Origin of the sequence: Pseudotabrizicola algicola, from assembly GCF_010915705.1 — a bacterium.
Taxonomy (GTDB): domain Bacteria; phylum Pseudomonadota; class Alphaproteobacteria; order Rhodobacterales; family Rhodobacteraceae; genus Pseudotabrizicola; species Pseudotabrizicola algicola.
The window spans coordinates 68,246-90,427 of the sequence record NZ_JAAIKE010000002.1; the positions used below are offsets into that span (position 1 = coordinate 68,246).

The 22,182-nt window shown below is 64.8% G+C and carries 25 protein-coding genes; 10 read left to right on the forward strand and 15 right to left on the reverse strand.

The window, feature by feature from the left end; translation table 11 throughout:
• Nucleotides 1-108 precede the first annotated feature (108 nt).
• From G3572_RS06815 to G3572_RS06835, 5 genes are all read left to right on the forward strand, one after another.
• Complete coding sequence (locus tag G3572_RS06815) at nt 109-933, forward strand: SDR family NAD(P)-dependent oxidoreductase (protein ID WP_164610150.1); 825 nt, start codon at nt 109-111, stop codon at nt 931-933.
• Nucleotides 934-1,221: 288 nt separating this feature from the next.
• On the forward strand, nt 1,222-1,428 hold the full coding sequence (locus G3572_RS06820) for a twin transmembrane helix small protein (RefSeq protein WP_164610152.1): 207 nt from the start codon (nt 1,222-1,224) through the stop codon (nt 1,426-1,428).
• Between the two features lie 3 nt (nt 1,429-1,431).
• The gene (locus G3572_RS06825) at nt 1,432-2,004 is read left to right on the forward strand and encodes a cob(I)yrinic acid a,c-diamide adenosyltransferase (RefSeq protein WP_164610154.1); all 573 of its coding nucleotides are present in this window, start codon (nt 1,432-1,434) and stop codon (nt 2,002-2,004) included.
• A 117-nt stretch (nt 2,005-2,121) separates the two neighbouring features.
• Nucleotides 2,122-2,883: an electron transfer flavoprotein subunit beta/FixA family protein gene (locus G3572_RS06830; RefSeq protein ID WP_164610155.1), complete on the forward strand. Its 762-nt coding sequence runs from the start codon at nt 2,122-2,124 to the stop codon at nt 2,881-2,883.
• Complete coding sequence (locus G3572_RS06835) at nt 2,883-3,806, forward strand: electron transfer flavoprotein subunit alpha/FixB family protein (protein ID WP_164610157.1); 924 nt, start codon at nt 2,883-2,885, stop codon at nt 3,804-3,806. The genes G3572_RS06830 and G3572_RS06835 overlap by 1 nt, the downstream gene beginning before the upstream one ends.
• Nucleotides 3,807-3,860: 54 nt before the next feature.
• Here G3572_RS06835 and G3572_RS06840 read toward each other — a convergent pair whose 3' ends face one another.
• Nucleotides 3,861-4,688, reverse strand: coding sequence for a DUF6473 family protein (locus G3572_RS06840; RefSeq protein ID WP_164610159.1), 828 nt, complete (start codon nt 4,686-4,688; stop codon nt 3,861-3,863).
• Between the two features lie 188 nt (nt 4,689-4,876).
• Here G3572_RS06840 and G3572_RS06845 point away from each other — a divergent pair, with 188 nt between their 5' ends.
• The gene (locus G3572_RS06845; protein WP_164610161.1) at nt 4,877-5,752 is read left to right on the forward strand and encodes a 3-hydroxybutyryl-CoA dehydrogenase; all 876 of its coding nucleotides are present in this window, start codon (nt 4,877-4,879) and stop codon (nt 5,750-5,752) included.
• Between the two features lie 33 nt (nt 5,753-5,785).
• On the opposite strand, the gene G3572_RS06850 is transcribed toward G3572_RS06845, so the two are convergent.
• The 7 genes from G3572_RS06850 to G3572_RS06880 are packed head-to-tail and all read right to left on the reverse strand — an operon-like array spanning nt 5,786 to nt 11,168.
• Nucleotides 5,786-6,688 carry a lysophospholipid acyltransferase family protein gene (locus G3572_RS06850; protein WP_435530962.1) on the reverse strand — a complete coding sequence of 301 codons (903 nt, stop codon included), beginning with the start codon at nt 6,686-6,688 and terminating at the stop codon, nt 5,786-5,788.
• Nucleotides 6,689-6,720: 32 nt separating this feature from the next.
• Complete coding sequence (locus G3572_RS06855) at nt 6,721-6,990, reverse strand: HPr family phosphocarrier protein (RefSeq protein ID WP_164610163.1); 270 nt, start codon at nt 6,988-6,990, stop codon at nt 6,721-6,723.
• 2 nt (nt 6,991-6,992) lie between these two features.
• A complete protein-coding gene (locus G3572_RS06860) occupies nt 6,993-7,388 on the reverse strand; it encodes a PTS sugar transporter subunit IIA (RefSeq protein ID WP_164610165.1) in 396 nt (131 codons plus the stop codon).
• Nucleotides 7,385-8,332, reverse strand: coding sequence for an RNase adapter RapZ (gene rapZ / locus G3572_RS06865; RefSeq protein ID WP_164611267.1), 948 nt, complete (start codon nt 8,330-8,332; stop codon nt 7,385-7,387). Before rapZ ends, G3572_RS06860 begins: the two co-directional genes overlap by 4 nt.
• A 2-nt stretch (nt 8,333-8,334) precedes the next feature.
• The gene (locus G3572_RS06870; protein ID WP_240335458.1) at nt 8,335-8,745 is read right to left on the reverse strand and encodes an HPr kinase/phosphorylase; all 411 of its coding nucleotides are present in this window, start codon (nt 8,743-8,745) and stop codon (nt 8,335-8,337) included.
• Between the two features lie 21 nt (nt 8,746-8,766).
• Nucleotides 8,767-10,470, reverse strand: a complete 1,704-nt coding sequence (locus G3572_RS06875) for a sensor histidine kinase (protein WP_164610169.1) — start codon at nt 10,468-10,470, stop codon at nt 8,767-8,769.
• Nucleotides 10,467-11,168 carry a response regulator transcription factor gene (locus tag G3572_RS06880; RefSeq protein ID WP_164610171.1) on the reverse strand — a complete coding sequence of 234 codons (702 nt, stop codon included), beginning with the start codon at nt 11,166-11,168 and terminating at the stop codon, nt 10,467-10,469. The genes G3572_RS06875 and G3572_RS06880 overlap by 4 nt, the downstream gene beginning before the upstream one ends.
• A gap of 362 nt (nt 11,169-11,530) precedes the next feature.
• Here G3572_RS06880 and G3572_RS06885 point away from each other — a divergent pair, with 362 nt between their 5' ends.
• Nucleotides 11,531-13,129 (forward strand): phosphoenolpyruvate carboxykinase, encoded by a 1,599-nt coding sequence (locus G3572_RS06885; protein ID WP_164610173.1) that lies wholly within the window; start codon nt 11,531-11,533, stop codon nt 13,127-13,129.
• A gap of 90 nt (nt 13,130-13,219) precedes the next feature.
• On the opposite strand, the gene G3572_RS06890 is transcribed toward G3572_RS06885, so the two are convergent.
• On the reverse strand, nt 13,220-14,005 hold the full coding sequence (locus tag G3572_RS06890) for a sulfite exporter TauE/SafE family protein (RefSeq protein ID WP_240335459.1): 786 nt from the start codon (nt 14,003-14,005) through the stop codon (nt 13,220-13,222).
• A 203-nt stretch (nt 14,006-14,208) separates the two neighbouring features.
• On the opposite strand from G3572_RS06890, the gene G3572_RS06895 reads away from it, so the two are divergent.
• A complete protein-coding gene (locus G3572_RS06895) occupies nt 14,209-15,879 on the forward strand; it encodes an acyl-CoA dehydrogenase family protein (RefSeq protein ID WP_164610175.1) in 1,671 nt (556 codons plus the stop codon).
• Between the two features lie 78 nt (nt 15,880-15,957).
• Here G3572_RS06895 and G3572_RS06900 read toward each other — a convergent pair whose 3' ends face one another.
• Nucleotides 15,958-17,190 (reverse strand): MFS transporter, encoded by a 1,233-nt coding sequence (locus G3572_RS06900; RefSeq protein WP_164610178.1) that lies wholly within the window; start codon nt 17,188-17,190, stop codon nt 15,958-15,960.
• A gap of 111 nt (nt 17,191-17,301) precedes the next feature.
• Complete coding sequence (gene recO / locus G3572_RS06905; RefSeq protein WP_164610181.1) at nt 17,302-18,021, reverse strand: DNA repair protein RecO; 720 nt, start codon at nt 18,019-18,021, stop codon at nt 17,302-17,304.
• Nucleotides 18,022-18,081: 60 nt separating this feature from the next.
• Here recO and G3572_RS06910 point away from each other — a divergent pair, with 60 nt between their 5' ends.
• Nucleotides 18,082-18,705: a Pr6Pr family membrane protein gene (locus tag G3572_RS06910; RefSeq protein WP_164610183.1), complete on the forward strand. Its 624-nt coding sequence runs from the start codon at nt 18,082-18,084 to the stop codon at nt 18,703-18,705.
• Here G3572_RS06910 and G3572_RS06915 read toward each other — a convergent pair.
• Both G3572_RS06915 and era read right to left on the reverse strand, forming a co-directional pair.
• Nucleotides 18,697-19,032 (reverse strand): DUF1491 family protein, encoded by a 336-nt coding sequence (locus G3572_RS06915; protein WP_164610185.1) that lies wholly within the window; start codon nt 19,030-19,032, stop codon nt 18,697-18,699. The genes G3572_RS06910 and G3572_RS06915 overlap by 9 nt on opposite strands.
• Complete coding sequence (gene era / locus G3572_RS06920; RefSeq protein WP_164610187.1) at nt 19,033-19,947, reverse strand: GTPase Era; 915 nt, start codon at nt 19,945-19,947, stop codon at nt 19,033-19,035.
• A gap of 130 nt (nt 19,948-20,077) precedes the next feature.
• Between era and G3572_RS06925 the strand changes: the two genes are divergently transcribed.
• Nucleotides 20,078-20,659 carry a thermonuclease family protein gene (locus tag G3572_RS06925; RefSeq protein WP_164610189.1) on the forward strand — a complete coding sequence of 194 codons (582 nt, stop codon included), beginning with the start codon at nt 20,078-20,080 and terminating at the stop codon, nt 20,657-20,659.
• Here G3572_RS06925 and rnc read toward each other — a convergent pair.
• Together rnc and lepB are read right to left on the reverse strand one after the other, a co-directional pair.
• Complete coding sequence (gene rnc / locus G3572_RS06930) at nt 20,656-21,351, reverse strand: ribonuclease III (protein ID WP_164610191.1); 696 nt, start codon at nt 21,349-21,351, stop codon at nt 20,656-20,658. The genes G3572_RS06925 and rnc overlap by 4 nt on opposite strands.
• A complete protein-coding gene (gene lepB, locus G3572_RS06935; protein ID WP_164610193.1) occupies nt 21,348-22,136 on the reverse strand; it encodes a signal peptidase I in 789 nt (262 codons plus the stop codon). The genes rnc and lepB overlap by 4 nt, the downstream gene beginning before the upstream one ends.
• Nucleotides 22,137-22,182 lie beyond the last annotated feature (46 nt).

Consider the following 22,182-nt stretch of genomic DNA (forward strand, 5'->3'; position numbering starts at 1 on the left):
TCGCGTGTCAATCATGCTGATGCGCGCCGATCAAAATGCCGGACGGCGGGGGGTGATCCTATCCCGAACAAGAAACAATCGGCAGGCTAGAGGCAGGCAGGACCACGGATGCAGAGAGTTGTGCTTATCACCGGCTGTTCGTCGGGAATCGGGCTGGATGCCGCGCGGGGCTTGCGCGCGCGGGGCTGGCGGGTGTTCGCAAGCTGCCGCCAACAGGCCGATTGCGACCGGCTGATCGCGGAAGGATTCGAGAGCCCGCGCTTGGATTATGCCGATGAGGCGAGCCTTGCCAGCGGATTGGCGCAGGTGCTGGAGGCGACAGGGGGCCGGCTGGATGCGCTTTACAACAACGGGGCCTTTGCCTGCCCCGGCGCGGTCGAGGACCTGCCGCGCGGGGCCTTGCGCGAGATTTTCGAGACCAACCTGTTCGGCACGCATGACCTGACGCGCCGCGTGATTCCGGTGATGCGGGCACAAGGGCACGGGCGGATCGTGCAGTGCTCGTCGGTGCTGGGGCTGGTGGGGCTGAAATGGCGCGGGGCCTATGTGGCCAGCAAGTTCGCGCTGGAGGGGCTGACCGACGTGCTGCGGATCGAGATGCGCGGGACCGGGATTTCGGTCAGCCTGATCGAGCCCGGCCCGATCACCAGCCGCATCCGCGCCAATGCGATCCCGCATTTCGAGAAGTGGATCGACTGGGAAGGCTCGGCCCGCGCGGCGGAATATGCGGGTCTGCGCGGACGGCTTTACGAGGACCGGGGGCCGGACCGCTTCGAGCTGCCCCCCGCGCGGGTGACGCAGAAGCTGATCCATGCGCTGGAAAGCCGGCGCCCGCGGGCGCGCTACTATGTGACCACGCCCACCCATCTGATGGGGGTGCTGCGCCGCATCCTGCCGACGCGGGCGCTGGACTGGGTGATTGCCAAGGGGTGACGGGCCTGCGGCAAAAGGCCGCCTCGGGGGGCATCGAGCCCCCGCTCGGCGGCGTTGCCACGCAAGGCGGACACCGCGCCACATGCGCCTGCGGGCCCGCGGCGGGTCCGTGGAACGCTCCGCGGGGAGTATTTTGCAAGCAGCAAGGGCAGGAGGCAGGCCGCCTGTCTTGCAGCTTTTTCGGATACGCCCCGCGCGGAGCGTGCCTTGGAGTGGGCCTTGCACAAGAATCGCCTTCGCTTTTGCGCGATTGCCGCCTAAGTCATGGCGCAGAGGAAGGGGATACCCATGCTGAACGATCCGCTGTTCATTCTGGCTGCCGTGGCGAGTCTCGGGGTTCTGGTCATTCTGATGATCGGGATCGGGGGGTTTGCCAAGGGCGGTGATTTCAACCGCAAGCACGCCAACCGGCTGATGCGCTATCGCATCGCGGCGCAGGCGCTGGCGGTGATCCTGATTGTGGGCTTCGCCTTCCTGCGCAGCAAAGGGGGCTGAGACATGGTTGTTCTGTCAAAAATCTACACCAGGACCGGAGATGCCGGCGAGACGGCGCTTGGCAATGGCGCGCGGGTGGCCAAGCATTCCCTGCGCGTCTCGGCCTATGGCACGGTGGATGAGACGAATGCGACCGTGGGGCTGGCCCGGCAGCATGCGGACGGCGAGATGGATGCGGCCCTTGCGCGCATTTCCAACGACCTGTTCGATCTGGGGGCCGATCTGTGCACGCCCGACATGCACAAGGATGCCGAGTTGACCTATACGCCGCTGCGCATGGTCGAAAGCCAGGTCTTGCGGCTGGAACAGGAGATCGACCTGTGGAATGCGCGTCTGACGCCCTTGCGCAGTTTCATCTTGCCGGGGGGCAGTGCGCTGGCCGCGCAACTGCATCTGTGCCGCACCGTTTGCCGCCGCGCCGAGCGGCTGGTGGTGGAACTTGGCACGCTGGAAGAGGTGAACCCCGAGGCGGTCAAATACCTCAACCGCCTGTCGGACTGGTTCTTTGTGGCGGGGCGCATTGCCAATGACGATGGCCGCGCCGATGTGCTCTGGGTGCCGGGTCTGACCCGCTGATCGGGGGACTACGTGGCGTTCCGGGGGGCTGGCGCGTCGATTTTGCACTGTTGTGACGGGGCAAGACGGGCTAGTTACCAAGGCCAGAGAGCTTGAACCTATGGGAGATATGCGTCGATGAAGGTGCTTGTGCCTGTCAAACGTGTGATCGACTACAACGTGAAAGTGCGCGTGAAAGCGGACGGGAGCGGTGTCGATCTGGCCAATGTGAAAATGTCGATGAACCCGTTCGACGAGATTGCCGTCGAAGAGGCGATCCGGCTGAAGGAAAAGGGTGTGGCGACCGAGGTGGTCGTGGTGTCGATCGGGGTCAAGCAGTCGCAGGAAACGCTGCGCACCGCGCTTGCGATGGGGGCGGACCGCGCCATCCTGATCGAGGCGACCGACAATGTGCAGACCGATATCGAACCGCTGGCCGTGGCCAAGCTGCTGGCTGCCGTGGTGAAGGAAGAGGCCCCCGGGCTGGTGCTGTGCGGCAAGCAGGCGATCGACAACGACATGAATGCCACCGGACAGATGCTGTCGGCGCTGCTGGGCTGGAGCCAGGCCACCTTTGCCAGCGAGCTGGTGATCGAGGGCGACAGCGCCAAGGTGACGCGCGAGGTGGATGGCGGCTTGCAGACGATTTCGGTGAAGCTGCCGACGATTGTCACCGTTGACCTGCGCCTGAACGAGCCGCGCTATGCCAGCCTGCCAAACATCATGAAGGCCAAGGCCAAGCCGCTGGCGAGCAAGACGCCTGCCGATTACGGCGTCGACGTTTCGCCGCGCCTGTCGGTGGTCAAGACGGTTGAACCCGCAGGCCGCAAGGCAGGGATCAAGGTGGGCTCGGTCGACGAGCTGATTGCGAAACTCAAAGACGAAGCGGGGGTGATCTGATGGCTGTTCTGCTTCTGGCCGATGTGAATGACGGGCAGCTTGCGGTTGACGCAGTGGCAAAGACCGTTTCGGCGGTTGCCCCGCTGGGCGAGGTGCATGTTCTGGTTGCCGGGCAAGGTGGCGATGCGGCTGCGGCCGAAGCGGCCAAGCTGGAGGGTGTGGCGAAAGTCCTGTTTGCAGGCGATCACGCCTATTGCCACGGGCTTGCGGAATCGACTGCGGCGCTGATCGTGTCTTTGGCCGGCGGGTATTCCCATATTGCCGGTGCCTCGACCGCGTTTTGCAAGAACGTGATGCCGCGTGTGGCGGCCCTGCTGGATGTGATGGTGCTGTCGGATGTGACGGCGGTGATCGACGCCGACACCTTCGAGCGCCCCATCTATGCCGGAAACGCGATCCAGACGGTGAAATCTTCGGATGCCACCAAGGTGATGACGGTCCGGACCGCGAATTTCTCGGGCGTCGGCATGGGCGGTTCTGCCCCGGTCGAGCCGGTGAGCGGGCCGGTCGAAGCGCTGTCGTCCTGGGTGGAGGACAAGGTGGCCTCGAGCGACCGTCCTGAACTGACGAGCGCGGGCATCGTGGTGTCTGGCGGGCGCGGCGTGGGCTCGGAAGCCGATTTCAAGCTGATCGAAGGTCTGGCGGACAAGCTGGGCGCGGCGGTCGGTGCCAGCCGCGCGGCGGTCGATTCGGGCTATGCGCCGAACGACTGGCAGGTGGGGCAGACCGGCAAGGTCGTGGCGCCCAAGCTGTATGTTGCGGTCGGGATTTCCGGCGCGATCCAGCACCTTGCGGGGATGAAGGACTCCAAGGTGATCGTGGCGATCAACAAGGATGAAGAGGCGCCGATCTTCCAGGTGGCCGATTACGGGCTGGTGGGCGATCTGTTCACGCTGGTGCCGGAACTGACGGAAAAGCTGTAAGACCGCTTGGGTCTGGCAGGCAGCGGGCGCCCGGTTCGGGCGCCCGTTTTACGTTCAGAACAGGCGCAAAAGCTCTGGCCCAAGATGATCGGCGATCTGGCGGTGCACGGCGGGGCCGGGAACGCCCTGCGCGGCCAGAGCATCAAGGGGGGCGAAGGCCATGCCTTGGGTGCCGCACAGGCGGGCGGCGGGCGAGGCCACAACCTCGACATATTGCGCGGCCAAGGGGCGCAGGGCGGCGATCATCTCGGAATCGATGAGGAGCGGATCATGCGAGAGATCGGCGCGGCGACCGGGGGGCGGCGGTGGTGTATTGGCAAGCCAAAGGAGCACCGTCTTGCCGCGCAGGGCGGACAGCAGGGCCTTCATGCGCGACACCCAGGCGGCGCGCAGGTCTTCGGCCAGCACCTCGAACCTGTCGGTCGAGGCGGCGTGCAGGGCCGAGAGCATGTGGCGCGTGAAGCTGAATTCGGTGAAATCCACCTCGGGGAAGAGGCTGCGCAGCGCGCCCGAGGCATGCAGGAAACGGTCATTGCGCCGCGCATGGACCGAGTAGAAGCGGTTGGAGAGATTTTGCGCGCCGACAATCTGCACCACCGCCAGCCGCGCGCGCGCGGCGGTGGACAGAACATCGGGGTCCTTGAGGTAGAGATCGAGCCCCGCATTCACATAGCCCATGTTGACGATGCGCAGACCGGTCGCCGATTCGATGAGCGCCGGATAGGGTTCCGGCACGAACTTTCCATAGGTTTCCGTGCCGCCGAGTGTCACCACATAGGGCCGGTCAAGATCGCGCCGCGGCCCCCGGAACAGCGCCCGCGACATGCCATACCGGCATGGATAATAGTCGAGCGACCCGTCGCCCGGATATTCGTAAGCCATCACACCCACCACAGTTTTCGTCACCCGCGGCCAGACTTGCCGATTCCCGTTACCAAAGGTCTAAACCGCGCATTTGCGGCAAACTGTCTGCACCCGCTGCGGCGGCGGGCGTGCCGCAACGCAGCGCCCTTGCCCCTTCGGAACCCGCCGCATAAGGTTGGCGCGACGGACAAGGAAGGATGATGCTGATGGAAATTTCCAGCGTGGGCGTGGTCGGGGCGGGGCAGATGGGCAATGGCATTGCGCATGTGTTCGCGCTTGCCGGCTATGACGTGATCCTGACCGATGTCAACGAGGCCGCGCTGCGCAATGCCATCGCCACCATCGAGCGCAACATCGAGCGTCAGGTGTCACGCGGCAAGGTCAGCGCGGAGGAAAAGGCCGCCGCGATGGCGCGGATCACCACCACGCTGACGCTGGCCGAGGTGGGGCCCTGCGATCTGATCATCGAGGCGGCGACCGAGCGCGAGACGGTCAAGCAGGCGATCTTCGAGGACCTGCTGCCGCATCTCAAGCCGCATACGATCCTGACCTCGAACACGTCTTCGATCTCTATCACGCGGCTCGCCAGCCGCACCGACCGGCCGGAAAAGTTCATGGGGTTCCACTTCATGAATCCGGTGCCGGTGATGCAGCTGGTGGAGCTGATCCGGGGGATCGCGACCGATCAGGACACATGGGACAAGATGCATGCGGTGGTGCGCAAGCTGGGCAAAACTGCGGCCAGCGCCGAGGACTTTCCGGCCTTCATCGTGAACCGCATCCTGATGCCGATGATCAACGAGGCGGTTTACACGCTGTATGAGGGCGTCGGGTCGGTCCAGTCGATTGACCAGTCGCTGAAACTGGGGGCCAATCATCCGATGGGGCCGCTGGAACTGGCGGATTTCATCGGGCTGGATACCTGCCTTGCGATCATGAACGTGCTGCATGACGGGCTGGCGGATACCAAATACCGCCCCTGCCCGCTGCTGACGAAATATGTCGAGGCCGGATGGCTGGGCCGCAAGACGCAGCGCGGCTTTTACGACTATCGGGGCGACGTGCCGGTGCCGACGCGCTGACCGCCCCGATCTTCGGCGGGAAAACCGTCGGGGTCAGCGCGGCGCGTCGCCGTCCTTCTGCCCGAGGTCGAGCGTGTGCTGGCGCAGCCAGGCAAGGAAGCCACGCGGGTTGCCTTCCCATTTCGCCAGTTCGGATGCAGGGATCGGCGCGCCGATATAGGGGCGCTGCGGTTTGAACAGGGCGCGCTTGATCTCATAGAGCAGCAGGCCCTGCCGCAGCGTATCTGACAGCTTGTTGGCGATCAGGAACATGCGGCTGTTCTGTCCGGTGAAATGCACCGGAACGATGGTCGCGCCCGAGCGCTGGATCATCTTGTGGGTAAAGACGTTCCACTCGGCCTCGACCGCAGGGCCGAAGAAGCCTTCGGACATCGCGACCTTGCCCGCCGGAAACAGGATGATGACGCCGCCGCGCTTGAGATGGTCCATTGTCTGCTGGCGCATCACCAGACCGTCTTCGCGCGCGTTCGCCTCATGCGGGAACGGCACCGGAATCATGAATTCCTCGACCTCAGGGATGCCTGTGAGCAGCGAGCGGGTGAGGATGCGGAAATCGGACCGCACGCGGTTGACGATCTCGGCAAGGATCATCCCGTCGACCAGCCCGTGCGGGTGGTTCGAGACGACCACCACCGGCCCTGTGGCAGGGATATGCGCCACCTCTTCGGGAGGGGTGTCGATGCGGATGCCCATGTGGCGCAGCGCCTTGGGCCAGAAGGGCGAGCCGAAGGGCGCGCCCGAGCGTTCGAACTCACGGATCAGGCGCAGGAGCGTGATCTTGGCGGTCATCCATTCGATGACGCGAATCGTGCCGGCCTTGAACGGGTTGGAAAAGGTGCCCGCGTAGGACAGGCGGCGCATGTCATAGGGGCGATCGATCGGTGGGCGCGGCGCGCTGTCACCGAGACTTGTGTCGATCTGCGGATGTTCTGTCACGATCCGTCGGCCTTTCTGCACCACCTTGTGGCTCAGTATTCTTCTCCGAAGCGGTTGGCCACCAGCGCCGAAAGCGCCTCGGCCAGCGGGCCAGCTTCGGCACCCGTGGTCCGCACCTCAATAGAGGTTCCGCGAGAGGCTGCCAACATCAAAAGACCCATGATCGAGTCGCCCGAGACGGTCATGCCGTCTTTGGTGACCTGCGCCTCGGCGTCATGGGCTTCGACCACTTCGACAAACTTGGCGCTTGCCCGGGCGTGCAGCCCCTTCTCATTGATGATGGACAGGATTTTCTCCGCCAACTTCAAGCACCTCCGCCAAGATCAAGGCTGTTGATGTATTTGCGCCCGGCATCGAGCGCCGCCGCCACGGCCTCGGCCACCGGCACATCGCGCGATTTTGTCAGCTTTATCAGCATCGGCAGATTTGCGCCGTAGATGATGCGACGGTCCGGCCCGCAACAGGCCATCAGCGACAGGTTGGAGGGCGAGCCGCCGAACATGTCAGTGACCACCACCACCCCTGCCCCGCCATCGACCGCATCGGCGGCGCCGCAGATTTCGGCCTGCTTGGCGGCGCGGTCATGATCGTCCTCGATCGAGATGGCGCGCATGCCCGATTGCGGGCCGACCACATGCTCCACCGCGGCGAGATATTCGCGCGCAAGGCCGCCATGTGCCACGATCACGATTCCGATCACCCGCCGCCCATCCTTGTTGCTTGCCCGCCCGAGGCGGCTGGCCCCACGGCTGCACGCCGTTCAAGTTCCCGGTGCCGTTTTGACACCGCCCAGCCCTTCTGTGCAAGGGCATCGGCGATCAATTCCGTGACGGCAACCGATCTGTGTTGCCCTCCGGTGCAGCCAAAAGCGATGCAGACATGCGAACGACCCTCGGCCAAATGGGCAGGAAGTAGAAAGCTGATCAGGTCATTCAGCTTCTGGTAGAATTCGCCAAACCGCTCGTCCTGACGGATGAAGTCCACCACCTGCGAATCGCGACCGTCGAGCGGTTTGAGCGCACGGTCCCAATGCGGGTTGCGCAGGAAGCGGCAATCAAACACCATGTCGACGCCGCGCGGCACACCGCGCTTGTAGCTGAAGCTTTGCACGGAGACGGCAAGCGTCGGCCCCTGCCCCTGCCCGAACCAGCGCGTCACCTCGGCCTTGAGGCCATGCACGGTCAGGTCGGTGGTGTCGATCAGGTGGTCGGCCCGCACCTTGATGGGGGCGAGCAGATCAATCTCGCGCTCGACCCCCTCTTCGGGGCTGTCACTGGGGGCGAGCGGATGGCGGCGCCGGGTTTCACTGTAGCGCTGCACCAGCACGGCGGGCTGGCAGTCGAGATAAAGCACCGTGAGCTGCACCCGCGGGTCGCGCGTCAGCCCGTCGATCAGTTCGATGAGGCTGGAGGCCGCAAAGTCGCGGTTGCGCACGTCAAGGCCAAGCGCAATCGGCTGGGGCGTCGGCGGGCCTTCGATCAGGCGCGGCACGAGCGAGAGCGGCAGGTTGTCGATCACCTCATAGCCGAGGTCTTCCAGCGCGTTGATCGCAGTGGAGCGTCCGGCGCCCGAAGGCCCGGTGACGAGGACCAGTTGGTGATCCTGCCGCTGCAGAGGATCAGTTGTTGCCACGGTGTCCAGCATATTCATCCACGCCGCCCCTGTAAGACATAGTGTCTGAGCGAAGAAGGAAAATGGGCTGACTCGGCCAAAAGCACAAGGGAGAGCGGTTGTCCCAAAAGGGTGATCTGGCGCTGTTCGGGCAGACGTGCGGTTTCGTTGCGGTCGAGATCGACCACAAGCGCGACGGGGGCCTGCGCCAGATGCGGCGCGTTCAGCAGGCCGACGCCGCGCGCCTCGATCAGTCCGGCGAGGGGGGCGGGGCAACTGGCGATCACCTTTTGCCCGTGGAGGGTCAGGATGGTCCGGTCATCGGCCACCAGCACGGCACCGATCGCCATGAGTTGCAACGCAAGCGAGGATTTGCCTCGCCCCGAGGCCCCGGTGATCAGCAGGGCGCGGCCCTCGAAGGCGACCGTGGTGGCATGCAGGATCATCGGCGCCGTCATGGCGCGCGATCAGACCGGAAGGCCCACGATGAACCGCGCCCCCAAGGGATCGGACGTGGCATCCGCATGGGTGGGGCGGATGTTTTCCGCCCAGATCACGCCGCCATGTGCTTCCACGATCTGCTTGGAGATCGACAGCCCGAGGCCGGAGTTGTTGCCGAACTGGCCTTGCGGACGCTCGGAGTAGAAGCGTTTGAACACCTTGGTCAGCGCCTGTTCCGGAATGCCGGGGCCGGTGTCTTCCACCACGACCAGCACGCGGTTGTCGCGCTTGCGGGTCCAGACGCGGACGGCATCGCCATCTTCGCAGAAGGAGACGGCATTTGTGATCAGGTTGACGAAAACCTGCGCCAGACGCGCCTCCAGCCCCGAGATCATGATGGGTTCGGCAGGGAAATCGGTGATGAGTTCCACGCCCTTTTCACCCGCCTGCTGGCCCAGATAATCGCACAGGTTGGTCAGGGTCTTGGTGAGGTTGAACACCTCTTCCTGTTCCTTGACCAGTTCACTGTCGAGCCGCGAGGCGTTGGAAATGTCACTGACCAGCCGGTCGAGGCGGCGCACGTCATGGTCGATCACCTCGAGCAGGCGGGTGCGCTGGTCGTCGCGCTTGGCCAGATGCATCGAGGCCACGGCCGAGCGCAGGCTGGCGAGCGGGTTCTTGATTTCATGTGCCACATCGGCGGCAAACTGTTCGTTGGCGTCGATCCGGTCATAGAGTGCCGCCACCATGCCCCGCACCGCGACGGAAAGGCGGCCGATCTCATCCGGGCGGCCTGCCAGATCGGGAATGCGGATGCGGCCCGCCTGCATCTTGCGGGCGTCGCCGTCATGGCCGATCTCTGCCGCCGCCGCCAGATCGGAGAGCGGATTGGCGATGGTGGAGGCCAGAACGAGGCTGAGCCCGATGGACACCAGCAAGGCCAGCACGAACATCTGCAAGATCTGTTCGCGCTCGTTGCGCACCAGCGCGTCGATCTCTCCTTCGGCGCTGATCAGGGCGACGACGCCCAGAACCTCTCCGGCCCGTTCGATCGGGCTGGCGACCGAAAACAGCGCCCCGCCTTCCGGCCCCTTGCCGAGATTGACGGCGGTTTCCCCGGCGATGGCCTTTTCGAACAGCGCGCGTGCAAGGCTTTCGGGGTCCACACTCGCGCCGCGCCCCCCGCGAGAGGCGAACAGGCGCGACGAGCCTTCCCAGATCGCGTTGAGAAATCCGGTGATGACGGTGGATTTCTCCCCGTCCACAGCGGCGGGCCGGTCCGGTCCGGTGGCGGTGCCCACCACACGGCCATTGCGGTCAAGCACGAAGACGGAGGTTCCCGCGCTAAGGCTCAGGCTGCCGACCGATTGCGCAAAGGCGCTGTCCGGCCCCATGTCAACCACGCCTTCGGCGGGCAGGCGCGCTTCGAATACATCCGAGACAAGCTTGGCTTCGGTGACAAAGGCCTGTTCGCGCTGGACAACCAGACTGTCGCGGAACGGGTTGAGGAACAGCACCCCCGCCACCAGAACCACAAGCGCCATCAGGTTGAAGATGACGATCTTGCGCGCCAGAGGCGAGCTTTTGAGGGCCATCATCCCGCGCTTGCTTCGGGTGTCGCGCAAGGAGGGATCGGCGGCATCCGCAGAGACCCAATCCTCACCCAGAAGCACGTCGGCCCCTTTGGTGCCGCGCGGATCCCTAAGGCCGATCTGGGGCATTGTGGTCATGTTTCGTTGTAGCGATAGCCGATGCCATACAGCGTCTCGATGGCGGAAAACTCGTCATCCACCGAGCGCATTTTCTTGCGCAGCCGCTTGATGTGGCTGTCGATCGTGCGGTCATCGACATAGACCTGGTCGTCATAGGCCACATCCATCAGCTGGTCGCGCGATTTCACAAAGCCCGGACGCTGCGCCAGAGCTTGCAAAAGCATGAATTCGGTGACCGTCAGCGAGACATCCATGCCTTTCCACGACACCGAATGGCGCAGCGGGTCCATCCGCAGATGCCCCCGTTCCATGATCTTCGTCTCTTCGGTGACCGCCACCTCCCCGGTGACGATGGCATCCTGGCGGCGCAGCAGCGCGCGGATGCGTTCGACCAGAAGCCGCTGGCTGAAGGGCTTTTTCACATAATCATCGGCGCCCATGCGCAGGCCGAGCACCTCGTCGATCTCGTCATCCTTGGAGGTCAGGAAGATCACCGGCATCTGGGTTTTCTGACGGATGCGCTGGAGCAGATCCATCCCGTCCATGCGCGGCATCTTGATGTCCAGCACGGCCATATCGGGCATCCGCCGCGTGAAGGCATCATAGGCCGACTGGCCGTCGTTATAGGTTTCGACCTCGAACCCCTCGGCCTCAAGTGTCATTGATACGGACGTCAGGATATTCCTGTCGTCATCAACAAGGGCGATCCTTGCCATGGTGTGAGTTTCCTTGTGACTGCCCGAACTCTTATTTTTGTAGCATGATCCGTTGATCCGGTCACGGAATCAACAGCGAAGTACGAATCACCCCCCTTTCGTCCCTGATCTGGCACGAAAATTGCCAAGGAATGGCTAATTTGCCTCACTTCCGGCAATGGCCGGAAAATGATTGCGCTAAACCCGGAATGGTTGCGCTAACTGCGGCAAAGCCTCCTGTTCCGATGTGACATCCCTATGTTATAGGGCCTGTGTGGTGGCCCGATGGCCCTGGGCGACCACCGGTATGCCATTGGCCCGCATACCGAATTCTGACCGAAAATTCAGCCCGCGCCACGGCGTGGGCAACGGGAGCTTGCAGAATGAACCACGGACGCGTGAACCCCCATCAAACCCTCGACGCCACCGGCATCACAGGTTTGGGCAACGTCTATTACAACCAGATCGAGCCTGCCCTTGTCGAAGCTGCCGTTGCGCGGGGCGAAGGGCGTCTGGGCAAGGGCGGTGCGTTCCTGTGCTCTACCGGCCAGTTTACCGGCCGTTCGCCCAAGGATAAATTCGTCGTCCGCACCGCTTCGGTCGAAAACACCATCTGGTGGGACAACAACGCGCCGATGGCACCCGATGCCTATGCACGGCTGAAGGCCGACATGCTGGCCCACCTTCAGGGGCGCGACATGTTCGTGCAGGACCTCTATGCCGGGGCCGATCCGCTGCACCGTCTGGATGTGCGCGTGGTCACCGAACTGGCCTGGCACGGGCTGTTCATCCGCCACCTGCTGCGCCGCCCCGCGCGCGAGGAACTGGACGGCTTCACGCCGGAATGGACCATCATCAACGTGCCGAGCTTCAAGGCCGATCCGGCCCGTCACGGCTGCCGCACCGAAACGGTGATCGCGCTGAACTTCGACGAAAAGACCGTGCTGATCGCCAACACAGCCTATGCGGGCGAGAACAAGAAATCGGTGTTCACCATCCTGAACTACATTTTGCCCGGCAAGGGTGTGATGGCGATGCATTGCTCGGCCAACCATGCGCTTGGCAATCCGGTGGATGCGGCGGTGTTCTTCGGCCTGTCGGGCACCGGCAAGACGACGCTTTCCGCCGCGCCCGACCGCACGCTGATCGGCGATGACGAACACGGCTGGTCGGATCGCGGCATCTTCAACTTCGAAGGCGGCTGCTACGCCAAGACCATCAACCTCGACCCCAAGGCCGAGCCGGAAATCTACGCCACCACCTCGCGCTTCGGCACCGTGGTGGAGAACATGGTCTATGATCCCGAAACGCTGGAACTGGACTTTTCCGACAATTCGCTGACCGACAACACCCGCTGCGCCTATCCGCTCGATGCCATTTCCAACGCCTCCGACACCGGGCTGGGCGGGCATCCGCGCCATGTGGTGATGCTGACCTGCGATGCCTTCGGTGTGCTGCCGCCCATCGCGCGGCTGTCGCCCGCGCAGGCGATGTATCACTTCCTGTCGGGCTTCACCTCCAAGGTGGCCGGAACCGAGCGGGGGATCACCGAGCCGCAGCCGACCTTCTCGACCTGCTTCGGCGCACCCTTCATGCCGCGCCGCCCCGAGGTCTATGGCAAGCTGCTGCAGGAAAAGATCCTCAAGCAAGGTGCCACCTGCTGGCTGGTCAACACCGGCTGGACCGGCGGGGCCTTCGGCACGGGGCGGCGGATGCCGATCAAGGCCACCCGCGCCCTGCTGACGGCGGCGCTTGATGGCTCGCTGGCGGGCGTCGCGTTCCGCCGCGATCCCAACTTCGGCTTCGATGTTCCCGTCTCGGTCGACGGAGTCGATGCGGCGCTGCTCGATCCGCGCTCCACTTGGGCCGATACCGCGGCCTATGATGCACAGGCCAAGAAACTGGTCGACATGTTCTCGAAGAACTTCGGCCAGTATGTGCCCTACATCGACGATGACATCAAAGCCGCCGCCATCGGCTGACCCGAAGCGGACAAAGCGCCCGTCCGCCCCCGCAGGCGGGCGCTTTGCATTTGCTGCTTTGCAAATACTCCCGCGCGGAGCGCATCTGCCCTAGGCCACCAGCGCCTGCAGCACAAGGTTAAGCCCCGTCACCACCAGAAGCGCCTGTGTCCAGCGCCGGAAGCGGGCCTGTGGCAGACGGTCCTGCAGGCGATAGCCGAGGCCCATGCCGATCTGTGCAGGCACCACAAGCGCCGCAGAAAACAGAAGCGTCTGCACATTGGCAAGGCCGGTGCCCAGATGCGCCGCCAGGAGTGCCACCGCCCCGATCAGGAACACCACGCCCTGCGCGCGGATCGCCTCCAGCTTGGGCGCGTTGATCGACAGCAGGTAGACCAGCAGCGGCGGCCCCCAGATGCCCGAAACGCCGCCATAAAGCCCGCCGATCACCCCCAGCCCCCATTCGGCGCGGGTGCGGTGCTGCAGGCGCAGGGCAAGCGGCACACCCGCCAGTTGCAGCGCGGCAAAGGCGGTAACCGGCACGCCCAGCAGCAGCAGATAGGCGACGCGGGGGATCAGGTCGAAAAGCTGGGCCGAAAGCGCGATGAACACCACCGTGCCGATCAGGAAGCGGCGGTATGTCCACGCGGTCTGCTTTGCCGGGGCAATGCCCTGGCGGAAGGCCTGGCTCAGGTTGGTCACCAACGTCGGCAGGATCAGCCCCGCCAGCGCCAGCTCGGGGGGCAAAAAGGCGGAAAAGGCCGAAATCATGATCAGCGGCATGGCAAAGCCGACCGCACCTTTGACGAAGCCGGCAAAAAGGGTGACAGTAAGGGCCAAGAGCAAGGGGCCGAGGCCCTGACCGGCCGAGACGGCGGAAATCATCGAGTCTATCATGCCCAGTGCATCGCGCGCGGCCGCGGAAATGAAAACCCCGCCCCGCGATCTGGCCCCGAAATCTTGCCGCGCATGCCGCCACCCGCGACCGGCTGCGACACTTTAGGACAGTTGACGCCATTTGTGTTGAAATTAAGTTGCGCTGCACCTGCAAAATGATTAGCTCCAATGCACTCGCAGAATCCAAGGACAGGAATCGCGCCATGGCCCATGACGGACAAACCCTTCCCGCTGCCTCGCCCCTGCTGGCCGGGCTTCTCGACCTGACCGCGCAGGCCCTTCCCGAGGTGGAGGCGCTGCTGCACCGGGGTCGCGAGACGCTGCGGACCTGGGTCAGCGTTTCGGGCAAGGTCTCGGCGGGCGCGATGGAGACGCACCAGCACGCGGCGCATGTGCTGTCTTGGCTTGCCACCTACACCGAGGCGCTGCGGCAGATGCAGGCATGGGCGCTGCGGCTGCAAGCGGATGGCAAATTCGGCGAGACCGAGGCGCTGATCCTTCAGATCGCCTATGCGGAATACCTGAACCAGATTCATGGGGGCATCCCCATGAGCCAGGGAGAGATCGCGCGCTTGCAGGATCTTGACCTCTCCCCGGCACCTTGCGGTGCGGCGGCGCAGACCCTTATGGCCCAAGGGAATACCGCCGCCGCCCGCGCACAGCTTGTGGCGCTGATGCGCGACGGGCGCGCCAATGCGACCTTTGGCGCGACGGGTCTGGACGAAGAGCTGGAGATGATCCGCGACCAGTTCCGCCGCTTTGCCGCCGAGCAGGTGGCGCCCTTTGCGCATGAATGGCACCTCAAAGACGAACTCATCCCGATGTCGGTGATCGACCAGCTGGCGGAAATGGGTGTGTTCGGGCTGACGATCCCCGAGGCATTCGGCGGCTTTGGCCTGTCGAAGGCCAGCATGGTGGTGGTTTCGGAAGAACTGTCGCGCGGCTATATCGGGGTGGGCTCGCTCGGCACCCGCTCGGAGATCGCGGCGGAGCTGATCCTGTGCGGCGGCACGCCGGAACAGAAGGCCCAGTGGCTGCCCAAGCTGGCGAGCGGGGAGATCCTGCCGACGGCGGTCTTTACCGAGCCGAACACCGGGTCGGACCTTGGCGCCTTGCGGACGCGGGCGCGGCGGGACGGCGACGATTGGGTGATCAGCGGCAACAAGACATGGATCACCCATGCGGCGCGCACCCATGTGATGACCGTGCTGGCGCGGTCGGTGGAGGGGACCAGCGATTATCGCGGGCTGTCGATGTTTCTGGCGGAAAAGACCCCCGGCACGGATGAGACGCCCTTTGTCGATCTGGGCCTGTCGGGCGGCGAGATCGAGGTGCTGGGCTATCGCGGCATGAAGGAATACACCGTCAACTTCGACGACTTCCGCGTGAAGGGGGAGAACCTCTTGGGCGGGGTGGAGGGGCAAGGGTTCAAGCAGCTCATGCAGACCTTTGAATCGGCCCGCATCCAGACGGCGGCGCGGGCGATCGGGGTGGCGCAGAACGCGCTGGACGTGGCGATGGGCTATGCCGAGGATCGCAAGCAGTTCGGGAAGGCCCTGATCGAATTCCCGCGCGTGGCGGGCAAGCTGGCGATGATGGCGGTGGAGATCATGGTGACGCGGCAGCTGACCTATTTCAGCGCCTGGCAGAAGGACCATGACAAGCGCTGCGATCTGGAGGCGGGGATGGCCAAGCTGCTGGGCGCGCGGGTTGCCTGGGCGGCGGCGGACAATGCCTTGCAGATCCACGGGGGCAACGGGTTTGCCCTTGAGTATCAGATCAGCCGCATCCTGTGCGATGCCCGCATCCTGAACATTTTCGAGGGGGCGGCAGAGATTCAGGCGCAGGTGATTGCGCGGCGGCTGCTGGACTGACGGGGCGTTGTAACACGCGAGGTCAAGGCAGGAAATCTTTTGATTTCAATGCCTTGACCTTGCGGGATTAACCCGGCCTTAACCTTTGCCCGCGCCTTGTGCCGCAGCAGCGACGCGCGGGATGCCCAGTCTGGGGTGGAGGCGGCCCGAGATGGCCCATGCGGTAAGGAGGCCCGCGCCGGCGGCGGCGAAGATGCCGGGCAAGGGGGCGACCAGCAGCACCAGCCATGCGGCCCCCGGCGTGAGAATCCCCGACACATCGCGGAAGCTGGAGTAGACCGCCGACATCTCGGTGCGCTCGGATGGCTTGACCGCCATCAGGAAGGGCAGGCCCCCGATGATGTCGAGCAGCACCAGAAACACCGCCGCCGCCATGCAGAGGAACACCGTGGCCCAAGGCAGGGGCGAGACGAGCGCCGCCGCGACGAACAGTGCACCGCACATGCCGAAGGCAAAGCGGACAGAGCGGCGCACGCTTGCCGCGCGCGCGTGGCGCAGCATGAGGGGCGAGGCAAACAGGAGCGCGTTGGACAGCGACAGCGCCACGCCGCCCACCTTGTCGCCCAGACCCGCCTCGATGCAAAAGATCGGCAGATAGACCACATAGACCCACCAGCCGCAGGAGCGCATGACCGCGAACAGCCAGCCCGCGATCAGCCGCGGCTGCGCAAAGAAGCGGCCCAGATAGGCAAGCGGGTTGGCGGCAGGCCCCTTGGCGCGGCTGATCTGCTTGCCATTGCCCAGACGCAGCACCCAGAAGGCAATGAGCAGCACCAGCGCACAACTGCCCGCCACGATGAACGGGAGCGGCCCCCAGATGCTGCGCAACCAGACCCCGAGAAGCGGCCCCACGGCCCAAGGTCCGGCAGAGAACACCATCTGCATGGACTGGCTGCGGCCAAGGTTCTGGCGGTCGATGTAATCGAGGATATAGGCGTTGAGGCAGACGAAGGTGGTGGCGGTCGCCATCGCAAGGCAGGTGAGCGCCACCGGCATGAGCCAGCCCGCCCCGATGATCGCCAGCGCCATGCCGATGAGGTAAAGCACACAGCCCAGCGTATACATCCAGCGGCGCGGGATGTGGCGGGTGGCCCAAGGCACCATCAGCCCCCAGAGCATCGAGACGATTCCGGCGACGAAATAGGCCGACGAGGTGGCTTCTGCGCTGCCGAGGGCATCATAGACCGCAAGCGGCATGGCCGAAACGAGGGTGCCGCGCACCGCTGCCTCCAACCCGGCCAGAAGGGCAAAGTTCTCGACCCTCGGGGTCGGGGCATGCTTCAGATGCAGGGGGATGAATTTATTGGCCATATCACTCTCGGTCTTCATTTGCCCAAGAAGCGGGCGCAAGGTCTGGTCCGGCTGCGACATTTTGCGTCGTTTGTGAATCGGGCGCGGATTTGCGCGGGTGAAGCGCGCGCCCTAGCTGCGCGCAAGGCGGGCGAGAAAGCGCGCCCGCGCCTCGGGCAAGGGGTTGGGCCGCCCGATGAGCGTCAGCTCGCGGGTGAGGAAATGGCCGGTGAGCGCGAGGGCCTGCGCCGCCTCGGCCCCCGAGACCGGCCCCTGCCCCAACAGAGCCTGCGGCAGCGGCAGCAGGCGCGGCGCCCATTCGCCCGCCCCCTTGCGCGAGACGGCGCGGCCGGTGCGCGGGCTGACATAGGCAAGGTCTTCGCGGCTGCCCGTGACGGCGCAGCGGCTCAGGTCAAGCCCGAAGCCGATTTCCTCGAGCAGCAGCATTTCCCAGCGTAGATAGTCGCCCAGCCAGTCGGCCCCTGCGGCCATTGCATCCATCAGCGACAGGGTGCGGGTGTAAAGCTGCGGGTGGGGGTCACGTTCGGCCAGACTCATGTGCAACAGCCCGCAGGCGGCGGTGAGGCCCGCGAGCGCCAGCGGGCTTTCCAGCACGGCGGCGCGGGATTGCACGGGTTCGGCAAGGAAAATGCCGATCTGGTCTTCGAGGCGCGCGCGCCATGTCAGATCTAGCTGCGCGCCGGGTTGCAGCAGCGGCGCGCGTTTGCGCGAGGCCCCGCCCCGCACCACGCCCAGATGGCGGCCGTGGCCGCGCGTGAATACCTCTATGATTGCCGAGCCTTCGCCATGCGGGCGCATGGACAGAAGCACCCCGTCTTCGCGCCATTCCATGCGGGAATGTTTGCAGGCGGAGACGGCGGGCCGCAAGAGGGGGGTTGTCGCGGCGGCGGCATGATGCAGATTGAGGGCATGAGACAAGCCTCGCCCCTTTCCCCCCGCCTGAGCGCCGTTGTGATCTTTGTCGTGGCCGCCCTGTCGCTGCGCCTGCAATTCGATGCCAATCTTGCCGCAGGGCGCGGCGATACCGTGGCGCAGGTTTTGTGGGGGATGGCGCGGTTTTTCACCATCCTGACCAATTTCGCGGTGGCTGTGGCGATGGCGCTGGTGGCGATGCGCTGGCGGATTCCGGCGGGGCTTGCCTTTGCCGGAGTGCTGGCGATCGTGATGGTGGGGCTGGTCTATCACGGCTTGCTGGCGCGGCTGGCCAATCCGGTGGGACTGGCGTGGTGGGCCGATATCGGCCTGCATACGGCGGTGCCGCTCATGGTGCTGGCGTGGTGGCTGGCCTATGGTCCGGTGCCGAAGTGGCGGGCGCTGGCGGGCGGCATGGTATGGCCGCTGGTCTATGTGATCTATGTGGCGTTTCGCGGCGTGACAGAGGGGCGCTGGCCCTATCCGTTCCTGAACGTGACGCGGCACGGTTGGGACGGGGTGGCGATCAACTGCGCGGGCATGGTGGTTGCCTTTGCCGCCGTGGGGGCGGTGTTGATCGCGGTGAAGCGGCGCCTAGGCTAGGCCCTCTTCCTCGAGGAGCGTGCGGCCCTCGCGCTGTTCCAGTTCGATCACCCAGAGGTCGGGATCGCGCAAGCCTGCGCGGGACAGGAGGGCATCGACCTCTGGCTCTGGCCCTTCGGTCATCAGCCGCCAGAGGCGGGTGCCGCTGGTCATGTCATAGCCGCGTTCATAGGCGCGCGCGCTGCCATTCAGGAGTGCCACCTTGACGAGCACGGTGCCTGCGGTGGCATCGCCCTTGCGGGTAACATAGGCGGGGATATCGGCAAGACGCAGGCGATTGAGGTAGGCAGAGACCCAGAGGTTCGTCTGCAGCCGGACATCTGCCACTTAGTCGCCGTCCTTGAAGTCGAGCCCCATTTCCGAATAGCGCTCGGGTTCGTCGAGCCAGTTCGGGCGCACCTTGACCTGCAGGAAGAGGTGGACGGTGCGGCCGAGGAATTCCGAAATCTCGGCGCGGGCGGCAGAGCCGATGGATTTGATCGTCTCTCCCCTGTTGCCCAGAACGATGCCCTTGTGGCCGTCGCGCATGACATAGACGATCTGGTCGATGCGGGTGGTGCCGTCGGGCTTGTCCTCCCATTTCTCGGTCTCCACCGTGAGCTGGTAGGGCAGTTCCTCATGCAGGCGCAGGGTGAGCTTTTCGCGCGTCATCTCGGCGGCGATCATGCGCATGGGCAGATCGGCGATCTGGTCTTCGGGATAGAACCACGGACCCTCGGGAAGCTCTCCCGCCAGCCATTCGCGCAGATCCTTGACGCCGTAGCCCTTCTCGGCGCTGATCATGAAGGTTTTGGCGAAGGGATAGGCCTCGTTCAGCTTTTCGGCGAGCGCGAGCAGCATCTCGGATTTCACGCGGTCGATCTTGTTGATGGCCAGCGCCACCGCCTGCCCCTGCGGCATCTCATCGCGCATACGGTCGATGATGGCCTGCACCCCTTCGGTCAGGCCGCGCTGCGCCTCGATCAGGAGGACGATCACATCGGCATCCGATGCGCCGCCCCATGCCGCCTTGACCATCGCACGGTCCAGACGGCGGCGGGGCCGGAACAGGCCGGGGGTGTCGACGAAGACGATCTGCGCCGCCCCCTCCATCGCCACGCCCCGGATGCGCGTGCGGGTGGTCTGCACCTTATGCGTCACGATGGAAACCTTGGCCCCGACCATCCGGTTCAGGAGCGTCGATTTGCCGGCATTGGGTTCGCCGATCAGGGCGACAAAGCCCGCGCGGGTGGGGTTATCCATCAAGACCTCTTTTCGATATCGCGCTTCGTGTAGTGGATCGCAGCCGGAAAGGCCAGCACATCGACAGAATCCGCTTGTCTTGTATCACCAAACGCAGTTGGGTGGCGACCTTCGCGGTGGAGTTGTGTTAATGCGCCTGTTTCGTGTGATTGCCCGGTTGTTTGCGATCTCTCACGCTCCGCCTCGCCCTCCCGTCCCGCAGCCACCCGCTCCGCAGCAAGCGCCAACGCCACATCTCTGGACGAACGGCACCGCAGTGCCGCCGCGTCCGGTGCAGCCCGCGGCGCAGCCGTTACAAGTGAGCGTTCCGTCCGCCCCAGAGGCGGCGCTGGTCGGTCGGTGTTATGTCATCGACGGTGACACAGTCGAAATCAGCGGATTTCGCATCCGACTGGCTGGCATCGACGCACCTGAAATGGACCATCCCTATGGCGCTGCGGCCAAATGGGCTCTGGTAAAGCTCTGCAAGGGCCAAGAGGTGCGCGCGGTATTTGATGGCAGCAAAAGCCACGACCGCACGGTCGCGACATGTCTTCTGCCGGATGGACGGGACCTGTCGGAAGAAATGGTCAAAGCAGGTCTCGCTATCGACTGGCCCAAGTTTTCGGGTGGACGCTACCGGCAGCATGAGCCCGAAGGAATCAGGAAAAAACTGTGGCGCTGCGACGCTCGACAGAGGGGTAAACTTCCGCCGAAAAGCTGGGGCGCCTAAGCCGACCCGCCCTCCTGCTCCAGCCGTGCGAGCAGGGCGCGGGCGGCCTGTTGTTCGGCGATGCGTTTCGATCCGGCGCGGGCGGATTCGCGGGCGCCGTTGTCGAGCGTCACCTCGACCGTGAAGACCGGCTGGTGGTCGGGTCCGGTGCGGCCGGTCTGGGCATAGCTGGGCGGGGTCATGCCGCGGGCCTGCGCCCATTCCTGCAAGGCCGTCTTTGGATCGCGCGCATCCTGCTCGACCGTGCCGATCCGCTCTCCCCAGAGGCGCAGCACCAGCGCGCGCGCGGCGTCAAAGCCCCCGTCGAGATAGACCGCCGCGATCAGCGCCTCCATCGCGTCGCCGAGGAGCGCCTCCTTGCGCCGCCCGCCCGACAGCATCTCGGAGCGCCCCAGCTTGAGCACCTCACCGAGGCCGATGGCGCGGGCGACATCGGCGCAGGTCTCCTTGCGCACCATCGCGTTGAAGCGGGGCGCAAGCTGGCCCTCGCTGGCCTCGGCGTCGGCACCCAGCAGCGCCTCGGCCATCACAAGGCCCAGCACGCGGTCGCCCAGAAACTCCAGCCGCTGGTTGTCGGGCCGGGTCTGCGAGGACAGCGAGGCATGGGTGACCGCGCGCAGAAGCAGTTCGGGCGTGTGGAACTGGTGCCCGATCCGCCCCTCGAGGGCCTTGAGGTCCGCCGAAAGCCTCATTCCACCGCCTTGAAGAAGCGGTCCGAGCGCCATGTCCAGAAATAGAGCATCGAGCGCCCGGCAGACGAGAACATGATGCGGTCGGCGCGGCCGATCAGGTGATCGGCGGGCACAAATCCGACACCGCCCACGGCCTGCACGAAGCGGCTGTCCTGGCTGTTGTCGCGGTTGTCGCCCATGAAGAAGTAATGGCCGGCCGGCACGGTGAAGACATCGGTGTTGTCGCCCGCGCCATTGGTGTCGATGTTCAGCACATCATGGGTGCGCCCGCCCGGCAGCGTCTCGCGCGCGCGCGACTTGGTGCAGATGTCACCCTGCCCCACGGGGCCGTTTTCACAGCGCGGCAACTGGCCCATCGGGCCTTGCTGTTCATAGACCTCGCTGAACTGGCCTGCGGGTTCCTGCGGCACCGCCTCGCCGTTCAGGTAGACCACGCCGCCGCGCATCTGCACGGTGTCGCCCGGCATGCCGATCAGCCGCTTGATGAAATCGGTGCCGTTGACGGGATGGCGGAACACCACCACATCGCCGCGCTCGGGTTCGCTGAACAGGATGCGCCCGTCGAAGGGGCAGGCCGAGAAGGGACAGGAAAACCGGCTGTAGCCATAGGCCATCTTGTTGACGAAAAGGAAATCGCCGATCAGCAGCGTGTCCTTCATGCTGCCCGAGGGAATCCAGAACGGCTGGAAGAACAGCGTGCGGAACAGACCTGCAATCAACAGCGCATAGACCACCGTCTTGATTGTCTCGACGATGCCGCCGTCGGATTTTGCCTTGCTGGCCATGCCATCCCACCCTTGTTGTTCTTCGCGCCGCTACATGCGCCCCCAT